The organism is Variovorax sp. FG153, from assembly GCF_057809595.1.
Genome location: NZ_JBMDKG010000005.1, coordinates 212,979 through 236,921, shown reverse-complemented (window position 1 = coordinate 236,921; position 23,943 = coordinate 212,979). Strand labels below are relative to the sequence as shown.

The 23,943-nt window shown below is 71.0% G+C and carries 19 protein-coding genes; 16 read left to right on the top strand and 3 right to left on the bottom strand.

The window, feature by feature from the left end:
• Positions 1 to 150 precede the first annotated feature (150 nt).
• Both ACODT0_RS08965 and ACODT0_RS08960 read right to left on the bottom strand, forming a co-directional pair.
• The gene (locus tag ACODT0_RS08965) at positions 151 to 303 is read right to left on the bottom strand and encodes a hypothetical protein (RefSeq protein ID WP_172705419.1); all 153 of its coding nucleotides are present in this window, start codon (positions 301 to 303) and stop codon (positions 151 to 153) included.
• Positions 304 to 421: 118 nt separating this feature from the next.
• Entirely contained in the window at positions 422 to 1,621 is a 1,200-nt protein-coding gene (locus tag ACODT0_RS08960; RefSeq protein ID WP_261212036.1) for a threonine ammonia-lyase, read from the bottom strand.
• Between the two features lie 116 nt (positions 1,622 to 1,737).
• Between ACODT0_RS08960 and ACODT0_RS08955 the strand changes: the two genes are divergently transcribed.
• From ACODT0_RS08955 to ACODT0_RS08945, 3 genes are all read left to right on the top strand, one after another.
• Entirely contained in the window at positions 1,738 to 4,062 is a 2,325-nt protein-coding gene (locus ACODT0_RS08955) for an ATP-binding protein (protein WP_057592398.1), read from the top strand.
• Between the two features lie 130 nt (positions 4,063 to 4,192).
• Positions 4,193 to 5,767, top strand: coding sequence for a S41 family peptidase (locus ACODT0_RS08950; protein ID WP_489041086.1), 1,575 nt, complete (start codon positions 4,193 to 4,195; stop codon positions 5,765 to 5,767).
• Positions 5,768 to 6,013: 246 nt separating this feature from the next.
• The gene (locus tag ACODT0_RS08945; protein ID WP_489041085.1) at positions 6,014 to 7,204 is read left to right on the top strand and encodes a nucleoside hydrolase; all 1,191 of its coding nucleotides are present in this window, start codon (positions 6,014 to 6,016) and stop codon (positions 7,202 to 7,204) included.
• Between the two features lie 27 nt (positions 7,205 to 7,231).
• Here ACODT0_RS08945 and recQ read toward each other — a convergent pair whose 3' ends face one another.
• The gene (gene recQ, locus ACODT0_RS08940) at positions 7,232 to 9,106 is read right to left on the bottom strand and encodes a DNA helicase RecQ (protein ID WP_489041084.1); all 1,875 of its coding nucleotides are present in this window, start codon (positions 9,104 to 9,106) and stop codon (positions 7,232 to 7,234) included.
• A gap of 373 nt (positions 9,107 to 9,479) precedes the next feature.
• On the opposite strand from recQ, the gene ACODT0_RS08935 reads away from it, so the two are divergent.
• The 13 genes from ACODT0_RS08935 (at position 9,480) to ACODT0_RS08875 (ending at position 23,893) form a co-directional block, all read left to right on the top strand.
• The gene (locus ACODT0_RS08935) at positions 9,480 to 10,442 is read left to right on the top strand and encodes an ABC transporter substrate-binding protein (protein WP_057593443.1); all 963 of its coding nucleotides are present in this window, start codon (positions 9,480 to 9,482) and stop codon (positions 10,440 to 10,442) included.
• Between the two features lie 43 nt (positions 10,443 to 10,485).
• Entirely contained in the window at positions 10,486 to 11,361 is an 876-nt protein-coding gene (locus tag ACODT0_RS08930) for an ABC transporter permease (protein WP_082321716.1), read from the top strand.
• A gap of 5 nt (positions 11,362 to 11,366) precedes the next feature.
• Positions 11,367 to 12,155 carry an ABC transporter ATP-binding protein gene (locus tag ACODT0_RS08925; RefSeq protein WP_057593448.1) on the top strand — a complete coding sequence of 263 codons (789 nt, stop codon included), beginning with the start codon at positions 11,367 to 11,369 and terminating at the stop codon, positions 12,153 to 12,155.
• 5 nt (positions 12,156 to 12,160) lie between these two features.
• The gene (gene hutC, locus ACODT0_RS08920) at positions 12,161 to 12,940 is read left to right on the top strand and encodes a histidine utilization transcriptional repressor HutC (RefSeq protein WP_422099571.1); all 780 of its coding nucleotides are present in this window, start codon (positions 12,161 to 12,163) and stop codon (positions 12,938 to 12,940) included.
• 64 nt (positions 12,941 to 13,004) lie between these two features.
• Positions 13,005 to 14,570, top strand: coding sequence for a histidine ammonia-lyase (gene hutH, locus ACODT0_RS08915; RefSeq protein ID WP_413761855.1), 1,566 nt, complete (start codon positions 13,005 to 13,007; stop codon positions 14,568 to 14,570).
• Between the two features lie 53 nt (positions 14,571 to 14,623).
• Positions 14,624 to 16,357: a urocanate hydratase gene (hutU, locus tag ACODT0_RS08910; protein WP_413761854.1), complete on the top strand. Its 1,734-nt coding sequence runs from the start codon at positions 14,624 to 14,626 to the stop codon at positions 16,355 to 16,357.
• Between the two features lie 2 nt (positions 16,358 to 16,359).
• On the top strand, positions 16,360 to 16,941 hold the full coding sequence (locus ACODT0_RS08905) for a HutD/Ves family protein (RefSeq protein ID WP_489041083.1): 582 nt from the start codon (positions 16,360 to 16,362) through the stop codon (positions 16,939 to 16,941).
• A gap of 24 nt (positions 16,942 to 16,965) precedes the next feature.
• Positions 16,966 to 18,201, top strand: coding sequence for an imidazolonepropionase (gene hutI / locus ACODT0_RS08900; RefSeq protein WP_489041082.1), 1,236 nt, complete (start codon positions 16,966 to 16,968; stop codon positions 18,199 to 18,201).
• Positions 18,198 to 19,580 carry a formimidoylglutamate deiminase gene (locus ACODT0_RS08895; protein WP_489041081.1) on the top strand — a complete coding sequence of 461 codons (1,383 nt, stop codon included), beginning with the start codon at positions 18,198 to 18,200 and terminating at the stop codon, positions 19,578 to 19,580. Before hutI ends, ACODT0_RS08895 begins: the two co-directional genes overlap by 4 nt.
• A 13-nt stretch (positions 19,581 to 19,593) precedes the next feature.
• Positions 19,594 to 20,409: an N-formylglutamate deformylase gene (gene hutG, locus ACODT0_RS08890; RefSeq protein ID WP_489041080.1), complete on the top strand. Its 816-nt coding sequence runs from the start codon at positions 19,594 to 19,596 to the stop codon at positions 20,407 to 20,409.
• An 18-nt stretch (positions 20,410 to 20,427) separates the two neighbouring features.
• Positions 20,428 to 21,816: an FAD-binding oxidoreductase gene (locus ACODT0_RS08885; RefSeq protein ID WP_489041079.1), complete on the top strand. Its 1,389-nt coding sequence runs from the start codon at positions 20,428 to 20,430 to the stop codon at positions 21,814 to 21,816.
• Positions 21,813 to 22,952, top strand: coding sequence for a histidinol-phosphate transaminase (locus ACODT0_RS08880; protein WP_489041078.1), 1,140 nt, complete (start codon positions 21,813 to 21,815; stop codon positions 22,950 to 22,952). Before ACODT0_RS08885 ends, ACODT0_RS08880 begins: the two co-directional genes overlap by 4 nt.
• Complete coding sequence (locus ACODT0_RS08875; RefSeq protein ID WP_489041077.1) at positions 22,949 to 23,893, top strand: MFS transporter; 945 nt, start codon at positions 22,949 to 22,951, stop codon at positions 23,891 to 23,893. The genes ACODT0_RS08880 and ACODT0_RS08875 overlap by 4 nt, the downstream gene beginning before the upstream one ends.
• The last annotated feature ends 50 nt before the right edge of the window (positions 23,894 to 23,943 follow it).

Below are 23,943 nucleotides of genomic sequence, written 5' to 3'. Positions count from 1 at the left end.
CGGAAATCTCCTAAGTTGAAAAATCGTCTTTCCGAACGGTGCGCCACGCCGCGGCGGCGTGGAGGTCCGTTTGAGAAAACGTTTCGGCTCGGGAGAGGAGGATGCGTCAGCGCGGGCCGCACGACCCGCGGACGAGAGCGCAAATGCCTGTCAGGCGAGGAAGACGGCGATCGATGCGAGCAGCAGCATCAGCACGCCGCCGGCGATCGGCAGCACGATCGGCATCAAGTGAACGATCGACTCGACCGTGTCTTGCTCGACGGCAGCGCCGTGCGCGGGCTCGACAGGAGTGGGGTGGGACATCGGGAATACCTCTGATACTTTGAATGACACGAACTGGTGGCATTTTACCGGTGGGGTGCATGCCCGCGGTCTAGGGGGTTGCGAGACCCCTGGAACCAGACGTAACCGGGGTCGGTCCTCAGTGCTGCTCCTGCGCCTCGAAGCCCGCGGCGGCCAGCGCTTCGAGCACGCTGGCCAGGTGTTCGCGGCCACGGGTCTGCAGCACCAGCTCGATGTCGACGTTCTGCGCCGCCAGCATGGTGAAGGCGCGCTGGTGGTGGACCTCGTCGACGTTAGCGCCCGCTTCGGCCACGGTGGCCGTGATCTGGGCCAGCGAGCCCGGCACGTCGCGCGCGCTGACGCGCACCCGCGCGAGCCGGCCGGCGCGCACCATGCCGCGCTCGATGATGGCCGCGAGCAGCAGCGGATCGATGTTGCCGCCCGACAGCACCAGGCCCACGCGCTTGCCCTTGAAGCGTTCGGGGTGGCGGATCAGCGCGGCCAGCCCGGCGGCGCCCGCGCCTTCGACCAGCGTCTTCTCGATTTCCAGCAGCATCAGCACGCCCTGCTCGATGTCGCCTTCGTCCACCAGCACCAGGTCGTCGACATGGCGCGCGATGATCTCGCGCGTCAGCACGCCCGGCGTGCCGACCGCGATGCCCTCGGCGATGGTGCTCTTGCCCTGCGGATGCTGCGTGCCCTGGACCGCGTTGACCATGGCCGGGAAGCGCGTGGTCTGCACGCCCACGATCTCGATGCCGGGCTTGAGCGCGCGCGCGGCCACCGCCATGCCCGCGATCAGTCCGCCGCCGCCGACCGACACCACCAGCGTGTCGAGCTCGGGCTCGGCCGCGAGCATCTCGAGCGCCACCGTGCCCTGGCCCGCGATGATGGCTTCGTCGTCGTAGGGATGCACGAAGGCCAGGCCCTCGCGTTGCGCGAGTTCGACCGCATGGGCGCGTGCCGCGTCGAGCGTGTCGCCGTACAGCACCACCTCGGCGCCGAAGCCGCGCGTGCGCTCGATCTTCACGCCGGGCGTGAAGCGCGGCATCACGATCAGCGCGCGCAGGCCGAGCCGCTGCGCGTGATAGGCCACACCCTGCGCATGGTTGCCGGCCGACATCGCGATCACGCCGCGGGTGCCGCTCTCCGACAGGTCGACCAGCTTGTTGCAGGCGCCGCGTTCCTTGAACGAGGAGGTGAACTGCAGGTTCTCGAACTTGAGGAACACCTGCGCGCCCACGATCTCCGAGAGCGTGCGCGATTCCACGCAGGGCGTGTCGAGCACCTGTCCCGAAAGGCGTGCCGCGGCACGGCGTATTTCTTCGATTTCGACCATGGCGCGCATTGTGGACGGAATCGGACACCAGGGTTTTTACCCTTTCGGCGTCTTCCCGAAGCCAAAAGTCTGCGTTATGGTCTGGCCGGTAATTCCCCTCTCTGGAGGTTCGTCCGATGGTCAAGCGTGCGGGTGTCGATGTGGTGGCTGCTGCGGTTCGCGGGCAGGCATTGCCGTCGCCCGGTCTCAAGGAAGCACCGGTGCTCGAGCTCATGTGCTCGCACTTCGTGCTCACGCTCGCCGCCAAGCAGGGGCCGCGCTTCAACGTGCGGCGCGACATCAACGGCCTGCTCTCGCTGACCGGCCGCCACCTGGTGTGGCCGGCCGCGGTGCTGCAGCGGCTGCGCGAATTCCTCGGCCGCCGCTGCGCGGGCAACGAGGCCTGGAAGGGCGTCGAGAGCCTCGACGGCCGCACGCTGCTCGAGCGCCACGGCGTCTGGCGCGGCCCGTACGAGGAAGGCACGCTGTTCTTCTACCTCGACGAGTACGCGAAGGACCAGCCCAAGGACCTGCTCTCGGTGCTGGCCGTCACGCGCGACTGGCTCACGCATGCGCTGCGCAAGCAGTCCACGCTGGTCGAGAAGAACATCGACGCGCTCGCGGGCCTGCTGCAGCTCAACAAGGCCGAGCGCGCGCTGCTGCTGTACGGCACGCTTGCGCGCTACCAGCGCGACCTGCGCTCGCTGCTGGTCGAATTCAAGGTCAACAACGCGCCCGAGGCCTATGCCGCGATCGCCGACATCGCGGGCGTGAACGCGAGCGAGGTCGGCGAGGCGCTGCGCGCGGGCTCGCGGCTCGAGCGCATCGGGCTGGTCGAGAACCTGATCTCCGAGCACAACATCACCGACCTCGCCGACCTGATGAAGGTCAGCGAGAAGCTGCCGCCGGTGCTGATGCGCGAGTACCGCGACCACAACGAGCTGATGGCCGTGTTCACGCGGCCCTCGGCCAAGAGCGCGCTGCTGCCCAACGACTTCTCCTTCGTCGACGAGGAGGTGCGCGTGCTCGTGACGCTGCTGCGCGCGGCGGTCGCGCGCAAGGAGCTCGGCGTGAACGTGCTGCTCTACGGCCCGCCCGGCACCGGCAAGACCGAGCTCGCCAAGGTGGTGGCGCAGGCCGCGGGACTCGAGCTGTTCGAGGTCGAGTACGCCGACCGCGACGGCAACTCGCTGTCGGGCCGCGACCGCTACCGCTCGCTGCAGATCGCGCAGGTCTTCCTCAAGGGCAGCGCCCAGGCCGCGCTGCTGTTCGACGAGGTCGAGGACGTGTTCCCGCCGATCAGCACCGAGGCCGCGCAGTACATGGCTCGCGCCGAGCAGATTCCCGCGCCGGCCAACGGCAGCGTCAGCGGCAAGGCCTGGGTCAACCAGATCCTCGAGGCCAACCCGGTGCCCACGCTGTGGGTCACCAACCGCATCGAGCAGATCGATCCCGCGTTCCGCCGCCGCTTCGCCTACCACCTCGAGCTCAAGTCGCCGCCGCCGGGCGCGCGCGAGCAACTGGTGAAGAAGACGCTCGAGGGCGTGACGGTGTCCGAGGCCTTCACGGCCAAGCTGGCCGGGCGCAAGGGCCTGACGCCGGCGCAGATCCGCACCGCGGTGCGCTTCGCGGGCCTGGCCCGGACCGATGGCGCCTCGGTCGAGGCGCTGATCGAGCGTCAGCTGCGCAATGCCGACCTCGCGCTGGGCACCACCGACACCGGCCGCGGCGAGCGCCGCACCGTGACCACCTACGACCTCGACATGCTCAACGTCGAGACCCGCTTCGAGATCCCGCGCGTGGTCGAGGCGCTGAAGGCGCGCGGCCACGGCACGCTGTGCTTCTACGGCGCACCCGGTACCGGCAAGACCGCGCTCGCCGAGCACATCGCCAAGGCCATCGGCCGGCCGCTGATCGTGCGCCAGGCCAGCGACCTCATGAGCAAGTACGTCGGCGAGACCGAGCAGAACATGGCCGCCATGTTCCGCGAGGCCGAGAGCGAGAAGGCCGTGCTGCTGCTCGACGAGGCCGACAGCTTCCTGCAGGACCGCCGCGGTGCCCAGCGCACCTACGAGGTCACCGAGGTCAACGAGATGCTGCAGGGCATGGAGCGCTTCAACGGCATCTTCGTGTGCACCACCAACCTGCTCGACCGGCTCGACCAGGCGGCGCTGCGGCGCTTCACCTTCAAGATCAAGTTCATGCCGCTGACCGCGGCGCAGCGCGAGCGCATGTTCGTGACCGAGGCGCTCGCGGGCGACGCCTCGCTGCTCGCGGGCGAGATCCGCGCGCGGCTGGCGCAGCTCGCGCAGCTGTGCCCCGGCGATTTCGCGGCGGTGAAACGACAGACCGATATCCTGGCGACCGAGTTCTCGGCCGCCGAGTTCCTCGACCAGCTCGAGGCCGAGCACCGCATCAAGCCCGAAGTGCGCGAATCGCGCGGCATGGGCTTCGTGCAGTAGCGGTCGCGCGCCGCCGGGGCGCAGCAAGAAGAAAGAAAGGCGGACGGGAGCCGCCATCACGCCGGGAGACACGCGCTTCCGGATTCAGACGTCCGTCCGCGTCCGCGGGCTCGAATGGGGGAGAGCTTCGATGAGGTTTCGTAACGCAGGCCGCGCGCGGCCACATGCCCGGGTCCCGGGCCCCTGGGCCCTGGCCGGTGCCCTGGCCCTCGCGGGGCTGCTCGCCGGTTGCGGCGGCGGGGGAGGGGGCGGAGGCGGCGGCTTTCCGATCGTTCCGGGCACCGGCAACCCCGGCACCGGCACGGGCGACGACGACACCATCGTGGCCTCGTCCAGCGTGGCCGGCCAGTGCGCCGCGCCGCGCGGCGGCATCAATCCGGCCACCGGCCTCGGCTACCCCGACCGCGCCGGCTCGCTCGCGATCGAGAAGCGCTGGGTGCGCGCCTGGATCGACGAAACCTATCTCTGGTACAGCGAGGTGCCGACCACGCTGAAGGCGGCCGACTACGCAACGCCGGTGGCCTACTTCAACGTGCTGAAGACGCCGGCCACCACGGCCTCGGGCCGTGCCAAGGACCGCTTCCACTACGTCTACGACACCGAGGTCTACCGCCAGCTGTCGGAGGCCGGCGTCTCGGCCGGCTACGGCATCGAGTTCGCGTTCGTGCGCAACTCGCGCCCGCGCGACCTGCGCGTGGCCTTCACCGAGCCGAACTCGCCGGCCGCCAACGCGGGCATCGCGCGCGGCGCCAAGATCCTCGAGATCGACGGCATCAGCGTGGTCAACAGCACCAACACCACCGCCATCAACAGCGCGCTGTCGCCCGCCACGCTCGGCGAATCGCACAGCTTCAAGCTCGAGGAGGCCGGCGGCGCCACGCGCACCGTCACGCTGGCCTCCGCGCGGATCACGCGCACGCCGGTGCAGAACGTGAAAACCGTCGACACGCCGAGCGGCCGCGTCGGCTACCTGCTGTTCAACGACCACATCACGACCTCCGAGGCGCAGCTGATCTCGGCCATGAACAAGTTCCAGGCCGACGGTGTGCAGGACCTCGTGCTCGACATGCGCTACAACGGCGGCGGCCAGCTCAACATCGCGAGCCGGCTGGCCTACATGGTGGCCTCGCCGACCGCGACCGCGGGCAAGACCTTCGAGCGGCTGGCCTTCAACAACAAGAACCCCTTCGGCCTGCAGCCGCCGCTGTTCTTCCTCGGCACCTCGCGCAACGGCCAGGCCCTGCCGCAGCTCGGCCTGTCGCAGGTCACGGTGCTCACCAGCCCCGACACCTGCTCGGCCAGCGAGTCGGTCATCAACGGGCTGCGCGGCGTGGACGTCAAGGTCAACCTCGTGGGCGGCGCCACCTGCGGCAAGCCCTACGGCTTCTATCCGCAGGACAACTGCGGCACCACCTACTTCGCGATCCAGTTCCAGGGCGTGAACAACAAGGGCTTCGGCGACTACGGCGACGGCTTCGCGCCCAACTGCACGGTGGCCGACGACTTCTCGCATGCGCTGGGCGATCCGAACGAAGGCCGGTTCTCGGCCGCGCTCGCGTTGCGCAGCACCGGCAGCTGCCCGGTGCCGGTCGCGGCCGCGGCGCGCGCGGCGCCCGAGCTCGAGAAGACGGACGCGGCGCAGGACGCGGGTCCGATGCTGCTGCGCTCGCCGCTGCGCGAAAACCGGCTGATCGAGACCGACTGACCCGCCAGCCCCCGGCGCCTTGGCCGCCGAACCTGGAAACGGGCCCATCGGGCCCGTTTTCGCTGGCCCGCGCGCGAAGTCCGCGCACCCTCCTCCTCGCGGAAAACCCCTAGGCCCCGGGCCTTGCCAGTGCCGTGCCGTCGCGCCCAGAATTTGGCAAACGTTTGCGCAAACGTTTTCGTTCGAACGCCGGTTCGATGGCTTCCCCCAGAAGACAACCACTATTCCAAGGAGAGAGAAATGCAGATGCCCAGAAGACGATGGATCGTGTCGGCCCTGTCGGCCGCGGTGCTCACCGCCTGCGGCGGCGGTGGCAGCAACGGCTTCGCGTTCGTGCCGACCGGCAGCGCGCCGCCGCCCCCACCCCCGCCGCCTCCGCCGCCACCCCCTCCGCCGGCGCGCAAGATCATCATCGACAGCGACTACAACACGATGAGCGACGACGGCCAGCTCGGCGCCATGGCCGCGCAGCTGCAGGCCGAGGGCAAGGTCGACGTGCTGGGCATCAGCGTGGTGTCGGGCAACAAGTGGCTGCGCCAGGGCGTGGCCGAGGCGCTGAAGTCGGTCGAGCGGCTCGGCGTGGGCGATCGCATCGGCGTCTACGTGGGCGAGAACTACGCGCTGAACCACACCAAGGCGGACATCGACGCCGAGATGAAGGCCGGCGCCGGCGGCGATGGCTACCTGGGCGCCTGGAGCTCGCCCGAGCCCAAGAGCGACGCCGACCTGGTGCCGATCCCCGACGGCTTCGCCACCCGCACCAAGGCGCAGGCCAAGGGCGCGGTCGACTTCCTGATCGATGCCATCAAGGCGAACCCGAAGCAGGTCAGCATCCTCGCGATCGGCCCGCTCACCAACATCGCGCTGGCCGCCAGGCGCGCGCCCGAGATCGTGCCGCTGATCAAGGAGATCATCTACATGGGCGGCGCGGTCCACGTGGCCGGCAACACGACGAAGACGGCCGAGTTCAACTGGTGGTTCGATCCCGACGCGGCGCAGTACGTGGTGCGGCTGCCGATCCCGCAGGTGGTGCTGCCGCTGGACGTGACCGACACCGTGCTGATGACCAAGGCCATCTACGACAAGATCGCGCACCCGGCCACGCCCACGCCGGTCACCGAGGTCTTCCGCAAGGAGTGGTTCGCGGACTCGTTCGAGACCAAGCCCGGCTACACCTCGAACATCTGGGACACGCTGACCATCGCCTACCTGCTCGACCCGAGCTACGCGACCGAGGTCAGCGAGGAGTACGTCGACGTGATCGCCAAGCCCGGCGATCCCGAGAACGGCCGCTCGGTCGGCTATGCCACGCCGCCGGCGGGCGTGCCGCTGCAGAAGATGAAGGTGGTGAAGAAGTTCGACAACGCGCGCTTCTACGACCTCTACGTCGACCTGCTCACGCGGCCGGTGCCGGTGAAGCTGCCGGTCACGAACTGAGGCCGTGGCGCGCGGTGGGTGGGCCGGCTAGAAGGCCGAGCACACCCGCAGCACCTCGCTGCCGTAGGCCTCGAGCTTCTTCGTGCCGATGCCGCTGATGCCCTTCAGGTCCTCGAGCGTGGCCGGTGCCCGCTCGGCGATCGCGGCCAGCGTGGCGTCGTGGAAGATCACGTAGGCCGGCAGGTTGTGTTCGCGCGCCACCTCGGCGCGCCAGGCCTTGAGCGCGTCGAAGCGCGACTGGCCCTGCGCGTCGAGCGCGGCCGCGGCCGGCGAGGGCGCGCCGCGCGCGGTCTTCTCGCGCCGCGACTTGCCGCCGCGTGCCGTCGGTGAGGAGATCGATTCGCGCAGCGACACCGTGGTCTCGCCGCGCAGCACCGCGCGCGAGCCCTCGGTGAGCTTGAGCGTGTTGTAGGCCTCGGCGTCGACCGCCACCGCGCCGATCGCGATCAGCTGGCGCAGCACGCCGCGCAGCTGCACCTCGCTGAATTCCGCGCCGAGCCCGAAGGTGCTGATGCGCTCGTGGCCGAACTGCTTGACCTTCTCGGTCTCCTTGCCGCGCAGGATGTCCATCACGTGGCCGGCGCCGAAGCTGATGCCGCTTTGCTGCTGCACGCGGTAGACCGTGGACAGCAGCTTGCGCGCCGCGTCGGTGCCGTCCCAGACCTGCGGCGGCGCGATGCAGTTGTCGCAGTTGCCGCAGGGCGTGCTCTGTTCGCCGAAGTAGCCCAGCAGGCGCACGCGCCGGCAGTCGCTGGCCTCGGCCAGCGAGAGCAGCGCGTCGAGCTTGCCGCGCATCACCTGCTTGAATTCCTCGCCGGCCGGGCTCTCGTCGATCATGCGGCGCTGGTTCACCACGTCCTGCAGGCCGTAGGCCATCCAGGCCTGGGCCGGCTCGCCGTCGCGGCCCGCGCGGCCGGTCTCCTGGTAGTAGCCCTCGATGTTCTTGGGCATGTCGAGGTGGGCCACGAAGCGCACGTCGGGCTTGTCGATGCCCATGCCGAAGGCGATGGTGGCGCACATCACGATGCCTTCCTCGCGCAGGAAGCGGTCCTGGTGCGCCTGGCGCACCGAGGCGTCGAGCCCCGCGTGGTAGGGCAGGGCGTTGATGCCCGCGTCGCGCAGCGCCACCGCCACGTCCTCCACGCGCTTGCGCGACTGGCAATAGACCACGCCGGCATCGCCCTCGTGCTCGCGCTCGATGAAGCGCAGCAGCTGCGTGGTGGCTTCCTTCTTCTCGACGATGGTGTAGCGGATGTTCGGCCGGTCGAAGCTCGAGACGAACTGCTGCGCCTGCTCGAGCTGCAGCCGCTCGACGATGTCGGCGCGCGTGAGCGCGTCGGCGGTGGCGGTCAGCGCGATGCGCGGCACGCCCTGGTAGCGCTCGTGCAGCACCGTGAGCGCGCGGTACTCGGGACGGAAGTCGTGGCCCCACTGGCTCACGCAATGCGCCTCGTCGATCGCGAACATCGACAGCTTGCCGCGCGCGGCAAGCGCGTCCATCAGCTCGAGGAAGCGTGGCGTGGTCACGCGCTCGGGGGCGGCGTACAGCAGCGTGACCTCGGCGCGCGCCATGCGGCGCTCGACGTCCTGCGTCTGCTGCCAGTCGAGCGTGGAATTGAGGAAGGCGGCGTCCACGCCGGCCTCGTGCAGCGCGCCGACCTGGTCGTGCATCAGCGCGATCAGCGGCGACACCACCACCGCGATGCCGTGCCCGGCGCGCTGGCGCGCGATCGCGGGGATCTGGTAGCACAGCGACTTGCCGCCGCCGGTGGGCATCAGCACCAGGGCGTCGCCGCCGCCGGTCACGTGGTCGACGATCGGGGCCTGCGGACCGCGGAAGGCGGCGTAGCCGAAGACCTCGTGCAGGATCTGCGCGGGGTCGGCGGAAGGTGAATTGGACAAGGCGGCGGGCTGGGTGGCGACGAAAGGGGTCGATTGTCGCCGCAGCGCAGCAGGCGCGCCGCCGCGGTCGCCCGGCCGGGTACGACCGCCCGTCGGTCCGGGCGGCCGGCGCGGCTGGCACGCCGTTTGCAAGCGGTCGGCATTCGCTTGAGATGCCTGTATAGACAGCATGCTGGTGCATGCATCGGGCGGTTCGCACCAATACAAGGTGCGCCCCGTGCCGGCTTGCACCGTTTCCGCCGCGGCTTTTTCGGGTTATCCTGTATATACAGGGGTGTTCAGGCGAATGACACTGCGGCCGCGTACCACGGAAAGCTCCGACGGGCGCTGCCAGCCGATTCAATTGACGCTTCACACGAACAGGAGGGCCTCGATGGCCAAGACAGTCGCAAAGATCGCCACGCTGCTGGCAGCCGGTGCATGCATCGCGGGCGCGGCCGGGGGCGCCGCCGCCCAGACCAAGATCACGCTCGGCATGTCGGGCTGGACCGGCTTCGCGCCGCTGTCGCTGGCCGACAAGGCCGGCATCTTCAAGAAGAACGGGCTCGACGTGGAGCTCAAGATGATCCCGCAGAAGGACCGCCACCTGGCGCTGGCCTCGGGCGCGATCCAGTGCGCCGCCACCACGGTCGAGACGCACGTGGCCTGGAACGCCAACGGCGTGCCGATCGTGCAGATCTTCCAGATGGACAAGTCCTACGGCGCCGACGGCATCGCGGTGCGCAACGACGTCAAGGGTTTCTCCGACCTCAAGGGCAAGACCGTCGGCGTGAGCGCGCCCGGCACCGCGCCGTACTTCGGCCTGGCCTGGATGCTGTCGAAGAACGGCATGAGCATCAAGGACGTGAAGACGGTCTCGCTCGAGCCCCAGCCGGCCGCCCAGGCCTTCGTCGCGGGCCAGAACGACGCCGCCATGACCTACGAGCCCTACCTGTCGACCGTGCGCGCCAACCCGCAGGCCGGCAAGATCCTCGCGACCACGCTCGACTACCCGATGGTGATGGACACCGTGGGCTGCGCGCCGACCTGGCTCAAGGCCAACGCCAAGGCCGCGCAGGCGCTGACCGACTCGTACTTCGAGGCGCTCGAGATGATCAAGTCCGACCCGGCCAAGTCCAACGAGCTGATGGGCAGCGCGGTCAAGCAGAGCGGCGAGCAGTTCGCCAAGTCCTCGGCCTACCTGCGCTGGCAGGACAAGGCCGCGAACCAGAAGTTCTTCAGCGGCGAGCTGACCCAGTTCATGAAGGACTCGGTGCCGATCCTGCTGGAGGCCGGCGTGATCCGCAAGGCGCCCGAGGACCTTGCCGCGACCTTCGACGCGAGCTTCATCAAGTAAGCCGCCCCGAGCCGCAACGACGAAGCGCCACGCATCGCCCGCCATGGAAGCGACGACCGCCATCCCCTCCGCGCCAGCCGCTCCCGCGGCGGCCTCCGTTCCCCCCGCCGCCGTGCGCGTGGCCGCCGCGCGGCGCCGCCGCGCGATGGCGCCGCTCGAACCCGTGAGCCCGCGTGCGCGCTGGATGCTCGGCGTCGGCTTCTTCGTGCTGTTCTTCGCCGTCTGGGCCTTCTTCACGCTCGGCGGCTTCGTCTCGCCGACCTTCCTGGCCAGCCCGGTCACGATGGTGCGCGAAGGCTGGCTGCTGTTCACCGAGTACAACTTCATCCAGGACATCGGCATGACGGTGTGGCGCGTGGTCGGCGGCTTCGTGCTGGCCTCGGTCATCGCCGTGCCGCTGGGCATCGCGATGGGCGCCTACAAGCCGATCGAGGCCTTCCTCGAGCCCTTCGTGTCGTTCTGCCGCTACCTGCCGGCCTCGGCCTTCATTCCGCTCCTGATCCTCTGGGCCGGCATCGGCGAGAGCCAGAAGCTGCTGGTGATCTTCATCGGCTCGGTGTTCCAGGTGATCCTGATGGTGGCCGTGACCGTGGGCAGCGCGCGCAAGGACCTGGTGGAGGCCGCCTACACGCTGGGCGCCAGCAGCCGGGGCATCGTGCGCCGCGTGCTGATCCCGGGCGCCGCGCCCGGCATCGCCGAGACCCTGCGCCTGGTGCTGGGCTGGGCCTGGACCTACGTCATCGTGGCCGAGCTCATCGGTTCCTCCTCGGGCATCGGCCACATGATCACCGACAGCCAGGCGCTCCTGAACACCGGCCAGATCATCTTCGGGATCATCGTCATCGGCGTGATCGGCCTCGTGTCCGACTTCGCCTTCAAGGCGGTCAACCGCCGCCTCTTCGCCTGGAGCACGCTGTGAGCGCCATCGTCAAGCCGGCCCAGTTGTCGATCCACGGCGTCTCGCGCACCTTCACCGGCACGCGCGGCCAGCGCACGCAGGCGCTGCTGCCGGTCGACTTCGAGGTGCGCGAGAACGACTTCGTCACCATCCTCGGCCCCTCGGGCTGCGGCAAGTCCACCCTGCTGCGCATCGTCGCGGGGCTCGACTTCCCGACCACCGGCGAGGTGCTGCTCGACGGCCAGCCGATCGAGGGCCCGGGCGCCGACCGCGGCGTGGTGTTCCAGAGCTACACCCTGTTCCCCTGGCTCACGATCGCGCAGAACATCCGCTTCGGCCTGCGCGAGCGCGGCATGAGCGAAGCCGAGCAGAAGGAGCGCAGCGAGTTCTTCATCGCCAAGGTCGGCCTGCGCGGCTTCGAGCACCACTATCCCAAGCAGCTCTCGGGCGGCATGCAGCAGCGCACCGCGATCGCGCGCGCGCTGGCCAACGACCCCAAGATGCTGCTGCTCGACGAGCCCTTCGGCGCGCTCGACAACCAGACCCGCGTGCTGATGCAGGAACTGCTGCTGGGCATCTGGGAGTCGGCGCAGAAGACGGTGCTGTTCGTCACGCACGACATCGACGAGGCCATCTTCATGGCCAACCGCGTGGCCGTGTTCAGCGCCCGGCCCGGCCGCATCAAGACCGAGATCGCGGTCGACTTCCCGCATCCGCGCCACTACACGATCAAGACCTCGCCCGAGTTCATGGAGATCAAGGCCCGGCTGACCGAGGAGATCCGCGCCGAATCGATGGCGTCGGCGGAGCATTGAGAGCGATGAAGCGCGACCTGCCGTCCTCCGCACCCAGCTCCGCCGGCGCGCCCGCGGCCGCACCGTCGCTCGCGCTCTACGCGCAGGTCAAGGACCACATCTCGCGCAAGATCCAGGACGGCACCTGGCCGCCCGGCCACCGGCTGCCGTCCGAGCACGAGCTGGTGGCGCAGTTCGCCATCTCGCGCATGACCGCCAACCGCGCGCTGCGCGAGCTCTCGGAGCAGGGCCGCATCGTGCGCGTGGCCGGCGTGGGCAGCTTCGTGGCCGAGAACAAGCCGCAGTCCACGCTGCTGCAGATCGCCAACATCGCGAGCGAGATCCGCCAGCGCGGCCACGACTACCACTGCGAGTTCATCGCGCTCGAGCGCATCGCCGCCTCGCCCGACATCGCCGTGTGGCTCGACCTGCGGCCCGGCGAGTCGGTGTTCCACACCGTCTGCCTGCACCTGGAGAACGGCACGCCGGTGCAGATCGAGGACCGCTACGTCAATCCGCGCGCCGTGCCCGAGTTCCTCGACCAGGACTTCTCGGTCGTCTCGCCCGGCGAGTACCTGGTGCGCAACGTGCCCTTCGACCAGATCGAGCACGTGGTCGACGCGGTGCTGCCCACCGCCGAGCAGGCCGAGCGCCTCGACATGCCGCCGGCCGAGCCCTGCCTGCTGCTGACCCGACGCACCTGGACCCGCGACCTGCCCGTGACGCTGGTGCGCTGCCTGCACCCGGCCTCGCGCTACCGGCTCGGCAGCCGCTTCCGCGTCGACGGCAACCAGGCCTTCGGCTGAATCCACGCACGCCATACCGGCCTTCGATTTTTTTCGCACCTACTTGTATATACAGGATCGCACCATGAAGCTTGCTCCCAACGCCGCCACCGAACCGCTCGTGCTCTCGCCCGGCGAGGTCGACCTGCCCGCGCTGCGCCGCATCCATGCGGGCGGCGCGCGGCTCGAACTCGCCGGCGCCGCGCGCGCCGGCCTGCTGGCCGCCCAGGCCACCGTGCGCCGCATCGTCGAGGCCGGCGAGGTGGTCTACGGCATCAACACCGGCTTCGGCAAGCTCGCGCAGACCATCATTCCGCCCGAGCGCCTGGCCGAGCTGCAGCGCAACCTCGTGCTCTCGCACAGCGTCGGCACCGGCGTGCCGCTGCCCGACGGCGTGGTGCGGCTGGTGCTCGCCACCAAGGCCGTGAGCCTGGCGCGCGGCCATTCGGGCGTGCGGCCCGAGATCGTCGACGCGCTGCTCGCGCTGTTCAACGCGGGCCTGCTGCCGCGCATCCCCAGCAAGGGCTCGGTCGGCGCCTCGGGCGACCTCGCGCCGCTGGCCCACATGGCCTGCGTGCTGATCGGCGAGGGCGAGGTCGGCACGCCCGAGGGCGAGACCATCGGCGGCACCGAGGCCATGCGCCGCATCGGCCTCGCGCCCTTCGTGCTCGGCCCCAAGGAAGGCCTGGCGCTGCTCAACGGCACGCAGGTGTCGACCGCGCTCGCGCTGGCGGGCCTGTTCGGCGCCGAGGACGTGTTCGCCGCCGGCCTGATGGCGGGCGCGCTCTCGCTCGAGGCGATCCAGGGCTCGATCAAGCCCTTCGACGAGCGCATCCATGCCGCGCGCGGCCAGCCGGGCCAGATCGCGGTGGCGGGCGCAGTGCGCGCGCTGCTCGAGGGCAGTGACATCGTGCCCTCGCACGCCGACTGCGGCCGCGTGCAGGACCCGTACTCGATCCGCTGCGTGCCCCAGGTCATGGGCGCCTGCCTCGACAACCTCGCGCATGCGGCGCGGGTGCTGCGCATCGAGGCCAACGCGGCCTCGGACAACCCGCTGGTCTTCAGCGACACCGGCGACGTGATTTCGGGCGGCAACTTCCACGCCGAGCCCGTGGCCTTCGCGGCCGACATCATCGCGCTGGCGGTGAGCGAGATCGGCGCCATCTCCGAGCGCCGGCTCGCGCTGCTGCTCGACTCGGGCCTCTCGGGTCTGCCGCCGTTCCTGGTGCGCGACGGCGGCGTCAACTCCGGCTTCATGATCGCCCAGGTCACGGCCGCGGCGCTGGCCTCCGAGAACAAGTCGCTGGCCCATCCGGCCAGCGTCGACAGCCTGCCGACCTCGGCCAACCAGGAAGACCACGTGTCGATGGCCACCTTCGCGGGCCGCCGCCTGGCCGAGATGGTCGACAACACCGCGGTGGTGGTCGGCATCGAGGCCATGGGCGCCTGCCAGGGCATCGAGCTCAAGCGCAACGCCGACAGCCCGCGCAGCTCCGCGCTGGTCGAGGCCGAGTTCGCCGCCATCCGCGAGCGCGTGGCCTTCATCGAGCAGGACCGCTTCATGGCGCCCGACGTGGAAGCCATGCGCCTGTGGGCCCGCCGCGGCGACTGGGCCGCGCCGCTGGCCGCCGTGCTGCCGAGCCGCGCCTGAACCTTCCCCCGATTCCTCGTCCGACCTTCCTTGCCATCGAAAGGACTCCCGCCATGAACGCACCCGACAAATTCATCGCCGCCAACGCTGCCACCGGCGCCGATCCGCGCCACGACCCCACGCGCGTGATCCGCGCCCCGCGCGGCAGCCAGCTGAACTGCAAGAGCTGGCTCACCGAGGCGCCGTTCCGCATGCTGCAGAACAACCTCGACCCCGAGGTGGCCGAGCGGCCGCAGGACCTCGTGGTCTACGGCGGCATCGGCCGCGCCGCGCGCAACTGGGAATGCTTCGACCAGATCCTCGCCTCGCTGAAGGAGCTCGAGGACGACGAGACCCTGCTGATCCAGTCGGGCAAGCCGGTGGGCGTGTTCAAGACGCACGAGAACGCGCCGCGCGTGCTGCTCGCCAACTCGAACCTGGTGCCGCAGTGGGCCAACTGGGAGCACTTCAACGAGCTCGACCGCAAGGGCCTCTTCATGTATGGCCAGATGACGGCCGGCAGCTGGATCTACATCGGCAGCCAGGGCATCGTGCAGGGCACCTTCGAGACCTTCGTCGAGGCCGGCCGCCAGCATTACAACAACAGCCTCGCGGGCAAGTGGATCCTCACGGCCGGCCTCGGCGGCATGGGTGGCGCGCAGCCGCTCGCGGCCACGCTCGCGGGCGCGGTCTCGCTCAACATCGAGTGCCAGCAGTCGAGCATCGACTTCCGCCTGCGCACCCGCTACGTCGACAAGCAGGCGCGCGACATCGACCATGCGTTCGAACTGATCAAGCAGCACTGCGACGCCAAGGAAGCGGTGTCGATCGCGCTGCTGGGCAACGCGGCCGAGATCCTCCCGGAACTGGTGAAGCGCGCGAAGGCCGGCGGCCTCAAGCCCGACCTCGTGACCGACCAGACCTCGGCGCACGACCTGATCAACGGCTACCTGCCCGCGGGCTGGAGCGTGGCGCAATGGCAGGCCGCGATGAAGGACGAGTCGCAGCATGCCGCGCTCAAGAAGGCGGCCGCGCAGTCGTGCGCGGTGCACGTGCAGGCCATGCTCGACTTCCAGGCCATGGGCATCCCGACCGTCGACTACGGCAACAACATCCGCCAGGTGGCCTTCGACGAGGGCGTGAAGAACGCCTTCGACTTCCCGGGCTTCGTGCCGGCCTACATCCGGCCGCTGTTCTGCGAGGGCAAGGGCCCGTTCCGCTGGGTCGCGCTCTCGGGCGATCCGGAAGACATCTACAAGACCGACGCCAAGATCAAGGAGCTGTTCCCCGAGAACACCCACACGCACCGCTGGCTCGACATGGCGCGCGAGCGCATCAGCTTCCAGGGCCTGCCCGCGCGCATCTGCTGGCTGGGCCTGGGCGAGCGCCACAGGGCCGGCCTGGCCTTCAACGAGATGGTGAAGTCGGGCGAGCTCAAGGGCCCGATCGTGATCGGCCGCGACCACCTCGACACCGGCTCGGTCGCCAGCCCCAACCGCGAGACCGAGGCGATGAAGGACGGCACCGATGCCGTGAGCGACTGGCCGCTGCTCAACGCGCTGCTCAACACCGCGGGCGGCGCCACCTGGGTCAGCCTGCACCACGGCGGCGGCGTGGGCATGGGCTACTCGCAGCATTCGGGCGTGGTGATCGTCTGCGACGGCACCGATGCCGCCGCCAGGCGCATCGAACGCGTGCTGTTCAACGACCCCGCCACCGGCGTGATGCGCCATGCCGACGCGGGCTACGACATCGCCGTGGCCACCGCGAAGAAGCAGGGCCTGAAGCTGCCGATGATCAAGGGCTGAGCATGGCCGGCGGCACGCAGCGCTTCTCGCGCGCCACCTTGCCCGTCACGCCGTGGAAGAACGGCGGCGGCACCACGCAGGAGATCGCCTGCTGGCCGGCTGGCGCCGGGCTCGAGGACTTCGGCTGGCGCGTGAGCATCGCCAGCATCGCGCAGGCCGGGCCGTTCTCGCGCTTCGCGGGCATCGACCGCAGCATCATGCTGCTCGAGGGCGATGGCGTGCGGCTGCGCTCGGCCGACGGCGCCATCGACCATCCGCTCGATGCGCCGCACCGGCCCTTCGCCTTCAGCGGCGACACCGCGCTCGACTGCACGCTGCTGGGCGGCGCCTCGAGCGATTTCAACGTGATGACCCGCCGCGGCGCCTGGCGCGCCGAGGTGCGCGTGCTCGACGGCGCCACGGCGCTCGAAGCCGCGCCGCATGGCGTGCTGCTCGCGCTGCGCGGCGGCTGGCGGCTCGATGCCGGCGGCGCGGCGTGCCGCGAGGGCGAGGGCCTGTGCTGGTCCGATGCCCCGCGCGGCTGGCAGCTCGAGCCCGAGGACGCGACGGCACGCCTCGTGGCCGTGCGCATCGTTCCCGCCTGAGGCCGCAACCCGAGACCACAGACCATGACCCTCTCCCATCCTTCCGCCGACGGCCTCTGGACCGGCCTGCGCCTCGCGCCGGGCGCCGCGCCCGGCATCGAATCGGACGATGCCGCCCTCGTCGTCGCGCAGGGCACGATCCGCTGGGTCGGCGCGCGCGCCGCGCTGCCGGCCGAGTACGCCGCATTGCCCGTGCACGACGGCGGCGGCGCGCTGGCCACGCCGGGCCTGGTCGACTGCCACACCCACCTGGTCTACGGCGGCCAGCGCGCCAACGAGTTCGCGATGCGGCTCGCGGGCGCGAGCTACGAGGAGGTGGCGAAGGCCGGCGGCGGCATCGTCTCCTCGGTGCGCGCCACGCGCGAGGCCGACGAAGACGCGCTGTTCGCCCAGGCCGCGCCGCGGCTCGAGGCATTGCTGGCCGACGGCGTCTGCGCGATCGAGATCAAGTCGGGCTACGGCCTCGCGCTCGCGCACGAGCGCAAGCAGCTGCGCGTGGCGCGGCGGCTCGGCGAGCACTACGGCGTGACGGTGCGCACCACCTTCCTCGGCGCCCATGCGCTGCCGCCCGAGTACGCGAGCCGCAGCGGCGAGTACATCGAGCGGGTCTGCCGCGAGATGCTGCCGGCGCTCGCGGCCGAGGGGCTGGTCGACGCGGTCGACGTGTTCTGCGAGCGCATCGCCTTCTCGCTCGACGAAACCGAGCGCGTGTTCCAGGCCGCCCGGGCGCTGGGCCTGCCGGTCAAGCTGCATGCCGAGCAGCTCTCGGACATGGGCGGCGCCGCGCTGGCCGCGCGCTACGGCGCGCTGTCCTGCGACCACATCGAGCACCTGTCGACCGAGGGCATCGAGGCGATGCGCGCGGCCGGCACCGTGGCCGTGCTGCTGCCCGGCGCCTACTACACGCTGCGCGACACCCACCTGCCACCGATCGAGGCGCTGCGCGCCGCGGGCGTGCCGATGGCGGTCGCTACCGACCACAACCCCGGCACCTCGCCCGCGCTGAGCCTGCTGCTGATGGTCAACATGGCCTGCACCCTGTTCCGCCTCACCGTGCCCGAGGCGCTGGCCGGCGTCACCCAGCATGCGGCGCGCGCGCTCGGCCTCGAAGCCTCGCACGGCGCGATCGCCGCGGGCCGGCCCGCGAACTTCGTGCTCTGGTCGGTGCGCGACGCGGCCGAGCTCGCCTACTGGTTCGGCCAGCGGCCCGTGCGCACCGTGGTGCGGCAGGGCCGCATCGCGGTGGGAGCCTCGGCATGACGCGCGCGCTGTTCGCGGCCGACGCGCTGCTGCCCACCGGCTGGGCGAAGAACGTGCTGCTGGCATGGAACGAGGCCGGCCAGCTCGTCGAGGCGAGGGCCGATGCCGACAAGCCGGCCGATGCCGACACGGCCAGCGGCCCCGTGATCCCCGGCATGCCCAACCTTCACTCGCACGCCTTCCAGCGCGCCTTCGCGGGCCTGACCGAGCACCGCGCCGAACAGCAGGACAGCTTCTGGAGCTGGCGCACGCTGATGTACCGCTTCGCCGCGCGCCTCGGCCCGCGGCAGATGGAGGACATCGCGACCTGGCTCTATGCCGAGATGCTCGAGGCCGGCTACACCAGCGTCTGCGAGTTCCAGTACGTGCACCACGACGCCGACGGCAAGCCCTATGCCGACGACGCCACGCTGAGCCGCGCGCTGCTGCGCGCCGCGCACAGGACCGGCATCGGCTTCACCCTGCTGCCGGTGCTCTACCAGACCAGCGGCTTCGGCGGCCTGCCGCCCAACGAGGGGCAGCGGCGCTTCATCCGTTCCACCGACTCGATGCTGCGGCTGCTCGAGGCGCTGAAGCCCGCCTGCGACGCGCAGGGCGCGCGGCTCGGCCTCGCGCCGCATTCGCTGCGCGCGGTGCCGCCCGAGGCGCTGCGCGAGGCGCTCGCCGGGCTCGATGCGATCGAGGCCGGCGCGCCGGTCCACATCCACATCGCCGAGCAGACCAAGGAGGTCGACGACTGCATCGCCTGGAGCGGCCAGCGCCCGGTGGCATGGCTGCTTGACCATGCGCCGGTCGACGCGCGCTGGTGCCTGGTGCATGCCACGCACATGGACGCCGACGAATACCGGCGCGGTGCCCGCAGCGGCGCGGTCGCCGGCCTCTGCCCGACCACCGAGGCCAACCTCGGCGACGGCCTGTTCGACTTCGCGGCCTGGCGCCAGCACGGCGGCGCCTGGGGCCTGGGCTCCGACAGCCATGCCTGCGTCGATGCGGCCGAGGAGCTGCTGATGCTCGAGTACGGCCAGCGCCTGCGCACGCGCCAGCGCAACGTGGGCGCGACCGCGGCGCAGCCACACGTGGCGACCGCGCTCACCCTGCAGGCGGTGCAGGGCGGCGCGCAGGCCGCGGGCCGCGCCATCGGCGGCCTCGCGGCGGGCCAGCAGGCCGACTTCGTGGTGCTCGATGCGCAACGGCTCGCGCTGCAGGGGCTGTCGGCGCCCGACATGCTGTCGGCGCACGTCTTCGCGAGCCACCGCACCAGCGCCATCGACGCCGTGTGGGTGGCGGGCCGCCCGCGCGTCGCCGCCGGGCGCCATGCGCTGCATGCCGAGGCCGCGTCCGCCTTCGTGGCCGCGCGCACCCAACTGCTTCAAGACTGAGGAACCCCATGCCATGACTTTCACCACCACCGAACCGGCCTTCCGCTTCCGCCAGGGCACGCGCCCGCTGCTGATCTCGATGCCGCACGTGGGCACCCACGTGCCGGGCGCGCTGCTCGCGCGCTTCACCGAGGAGGCGCGCCATGTGCCCGACACCGATTGGCACCTCGAGCAGCTCTACGACTTCGCCGACGCGCTCGGCGCCTCGGTGCTGGTGGCCACGCACTCGCGCTACGTGATCGACCTCAACCGTCCGCCCGACGGCGCCAGCCTCTACCCGGGCCAAAGCGTCACCGGCCTGTGCCCGGTCGACACCTTCGACGACACGCCGTTGTATGCCGCGGGCGACCTGCCCGGCGAGGCCGAGATCGCCGCGCGCCGCGAGGCGATCTGGCAGCCCTATCACGCGCAGCTCGCGGCCGAATTGGCGCGACTCAAGGCCGCGCACGGCACCATCGCGCTGTGGGACGCGCACTCGATCCGCTCGGTGCTGCCGCGCTTCTTCGAGGGCAAGCTGCCCGACCTCAACCTCGGCACCGCCGACGGCAAGAGCTGCGACCCCGCGCTCGCCGCCACCTTGCTGGGCATCGCGACATCGAATCCCGGCTACACCGGCGTGCTCAACGGCCGCTTCAAGGGCGGCCACATCACGCGCCAGTACGGCAACCCCGCGGGTGGCGTGCACGCGGTGCAGCTCGAGATGACGCAATCGAGCTACATGCAGGAGGCACTGCCGTTCGCCTACCTGCCCCCGGTGGCGGCCGGCGTGCAGCCGCAGGTGCGCCGCATGCTCGAGGCGGTGCTCGACTTCGTCGAAGGTCGCGGGTGAGCCGGGAATGAGCCGGCAATGAACACGGAGGCCTTTCTCGCCGCGCTCGACGAGGCGCTGGGCGCTGACCAGGTGCTGCGCGGCGAGGCCATCGCCGAGCGCCACCGCAGCGACTGGAGCGGCGTGGCGCCGGTGCTGCCGCTGGCGCTGGTTCGGCCGCGCGACACGCGCGAGGTGTCGGCCGTGCTGCGCCTTTGCAGCGAGCATCGCGTGCCCGTGGTGCCGCAGGGCGGGCTCACCGGGCTGGCCGGCGCGGTGGTGCCGCGCGCGGATGCGATCGCGCTCTCGCTCGAACGCATGAACGCCATCGAGTCGCTCGATGCCGCCGCCGGCACGCTGACCGTGCAGGCCGGCGCGACCCTGCAGTCGGTGCAGGAGGCGGCCGCCGCGCGGGGCCTGCTGTTCGGCGTGGACTTCGGCGCGCGCGGCTCGTGCCAGATCGGCGGCGCGCTGTCGACCAACGCGGGCGGCAACGGCGTGCTGCAGTTCGGGATGATGCGCGAGCAGGCGCTGGGCCTGGAGGTGGTGCTGGCCGACGGCCGCGTGCTGCCGATGCTGCGGCCCATGCTCAAGAACAACACCGGCTACGATCTCAAGCAGTTCTTCATCGGCGCCGAGGGCACGCTGGGCGTGATCACGCGTGCGCTGCTGCGGCTGCATCCGGCGCCGCGCGCCAAGGCCACGGCGCTGGTCGCGCTGCCGGACTTCGAGGCCGCGCTGGTGCTGCTGCGCCGGCTCGGCGCGCGCTTTCCGGGCGCGCTCGCGGCCTTCGAGCTGATGTGGCGCGACTTCGTGCAGACCTCGCTGCGCTGGCAGCAGCTGCGCGAGCCCTTCGACGCGGCGCATCCGCTGGTGGCGCTGGTCGACGTGGCCGGCGAGGACGAGGCCGCGCTGCGCGAGGCGCTCGAGGCGGCGCTGGCCGGTGCGATGGAGGAGGGCGCGGCGGTCGATGCCGCCATCGCCCAGTCGCAATCGCAGGCTCGCGCCTTCTGGAAGATCCGCGAGGCCACGGCCGAGCTGCCGGTGCACATGCATCCGCCGATCAACCTCGACGTGAGTCTGCCGATGGCCAGCATCGGCCGCTTCGCCGACGACTGCCGCGCGGCGCTCGATGCGCGCTGGCCCGGGCATCACTCGCTGTTCTTCGGCCACGTGGGCGACAGCAACCTGCACGTGACCACCGACGGCCAGGCCATCGGCGGCGAAGCCGAGGCCTTCGAGCGCCTGGTCTACGCGCAGGTCGAGGCCCGCGGCGGCAGCATCTCGGCCGAGCACGGCATCGGCCTGCACAAGAAGCCTTACCTGGGCGCGAGCCGCAGCCCCGACGAACTCGCCGCGATGCGCGCCATCAAGCAGGCGCTCGATCCCCTCCACCTGCTCAACCCCGGCAAGGTATTCGACCTGTGAACACGACCGCCATCCATGCCCTCGCGCGACCCGAAGTCGCGCCGCTGCCGGCCTACAACGCCGGCCTGTCCTCGGAGGCCGTGCGCGCGCGCTACGGCGTCGACCAGATCGCGCGGCTCGCGAGCAACGAGAACCCCTACGGCGCGAGCCCCGCGGTGGCGCGCGCGCTGGTCGACCTGGCGGCGCGCGCGGGCACCTACCCCGATGCCCACTGCACCGCATTGCGCGCCGCGATCGCCGAACGCAGCGGCGCGCGGCCGTCGGAACTGGTGATCGGCAACGGCTCGGAGGACATCCTCCAGATGCTGTGCCAGGCCTTCCTGGGCCCCGGCGACCGCGTGCTCACGCAGCGCCCCGCCTTCGGCCTGCACGAGATCTATCCGCGCATGATGGGCGCGCAGGTCGAGCTGCTGGCGCTCACGCCCGAGCTGGGCTTCGACATCGAGGCCTGGTGCGCGGCGCTCGCGCGCGGCCCCAAGCTGGTGATGCTGGCCAATCCCTCGAACCCGGTCGGCTGCATGTTCGACACGCGGGACTTCGAGCGCCTGCTGGCCGCCGTGCCCGCGGGCACGCTGCTGGTGGTCGACGAGGCCTACTACGAATACGCGCGGCTCGCGCCCGGTTACCCCGACGTGCTCGCGCGGCTGCGCGGCGAAGCGGTGGCCTTCCCGTGGATCGTGCTGCGCACCTTCTCCAAGGCCTGGGGCCTGGCGGGCCTGCGCGTGGGCTACGGCATCGCTTCCGACGCGGCGCTGGTGCAGCTGCTCGACCGCGTGCGCACGCCCTTCAACGTGAACCTCGCGGCGCAGGCCGCGGCGCTCGCGGCCTGGGGCGACGAGGCCTGCATGGCCGCGGCCGTGGAACAGACCGTGCGGCTGCGCGAAGCGCTGGCCGCGCAACTGCGCGCGCGCCACTGGCCGGGGCTGCGCATCGCGCCCTCGGCGGCCAACTTCCTGTTCATCGACCTGGGCCGGCCGAACGGGCCGGTCAACGAGGCGCTGCTGGCGCGCGGCATCATCGTCAAGCCGTGGAAGGAGCCGGGCTTCGAGCGCTTCATCCGCGTCTCGATCGGCGCGCCGCACGAGCTCGAGCGCTTCGTCGCGGCGATGGACGCGATCATGTCGAAGGCGCCATGAGGCTCTTTCGCGGCTGGGGCGTCGTCGCGGCGGCCCATGTGCTGCTGGCGCTGGTGTTCGGCGCTGTCGGCCTGGTCTACGTGCCGGCGGTGGCCGCGGTGCAGCGCTGGTTCGTGCGCCGGCGCAGCCGGGCCTTGGGGCTGGCGCTGGCCGGCACCGGGCTCGGCACCTTCGTCGGCCCGGTGACGGCCGGCGCGCTGCAGCAGCACCTGTCGTGGCAGGCCACGATGCAGCTGTTCGCGCTCGGCATCCTGCTGCTCGGCGGCGTGGCAGCCTGGGCGATCCGGGCCCGGCCGCAGGAACTCGGCCTGCTGCCCGACGGAGACCGGGTGTCCGCGTCGGCGGGCGCGCCCGTCGAGACCGGCCTGCGCTGGCGCGAGGCGGTGCGCGGCGCCTGCTTCTGGTGGTACTTCGCGGCCATCGGCTGGGGCTCGATCGGGCTGTTCGTCGCGCTGGTCCACGTGGCGCCGGCGGCGCAGGGGCTGGGCATCGGCGCGGCCGACGCCACCTTGCTGATCGGACTGATCGGCGTGGGCAACGTCGGCGGCCGGCTGGTGCTCGGCGGGCTCGGCGACCGGCTCGGCGCGCGCCGGCTGCTCTCGCTGCTCACGCTGGCGCTGGCCGCGCTGCACCTGCTGTGGTGGGCCGCCGGCGGCTTCGCTTCGCTGGCGCTGTTCGCACTGCTGTTCGGCGCGGCCAACGGCGGCTGCATCGCGCTTTACCCGGCGCTGGCGGCGCGCTGGTACGGCACGCGCGCGCTGGGCGCCATCCTCGGCACGCTCTACATCGCGGTCGGCGTGGCCGCCTCGATCGGTGCCAGCGCGGCCGGCCTGCTGTTCGACCTGCGCGGCAGCTACGACCTGGCCATCGTCGCCAGCGGCCTGCTGGCGCTGCTGTCGGTCGGCTGCCTGGCGCGCGCGGCCCGGCACGCGCCGACCTGAAGACTCGAAGACCCGAAGACCGCTTTGGCGGTGCGGCGCGGGCGCGTTTT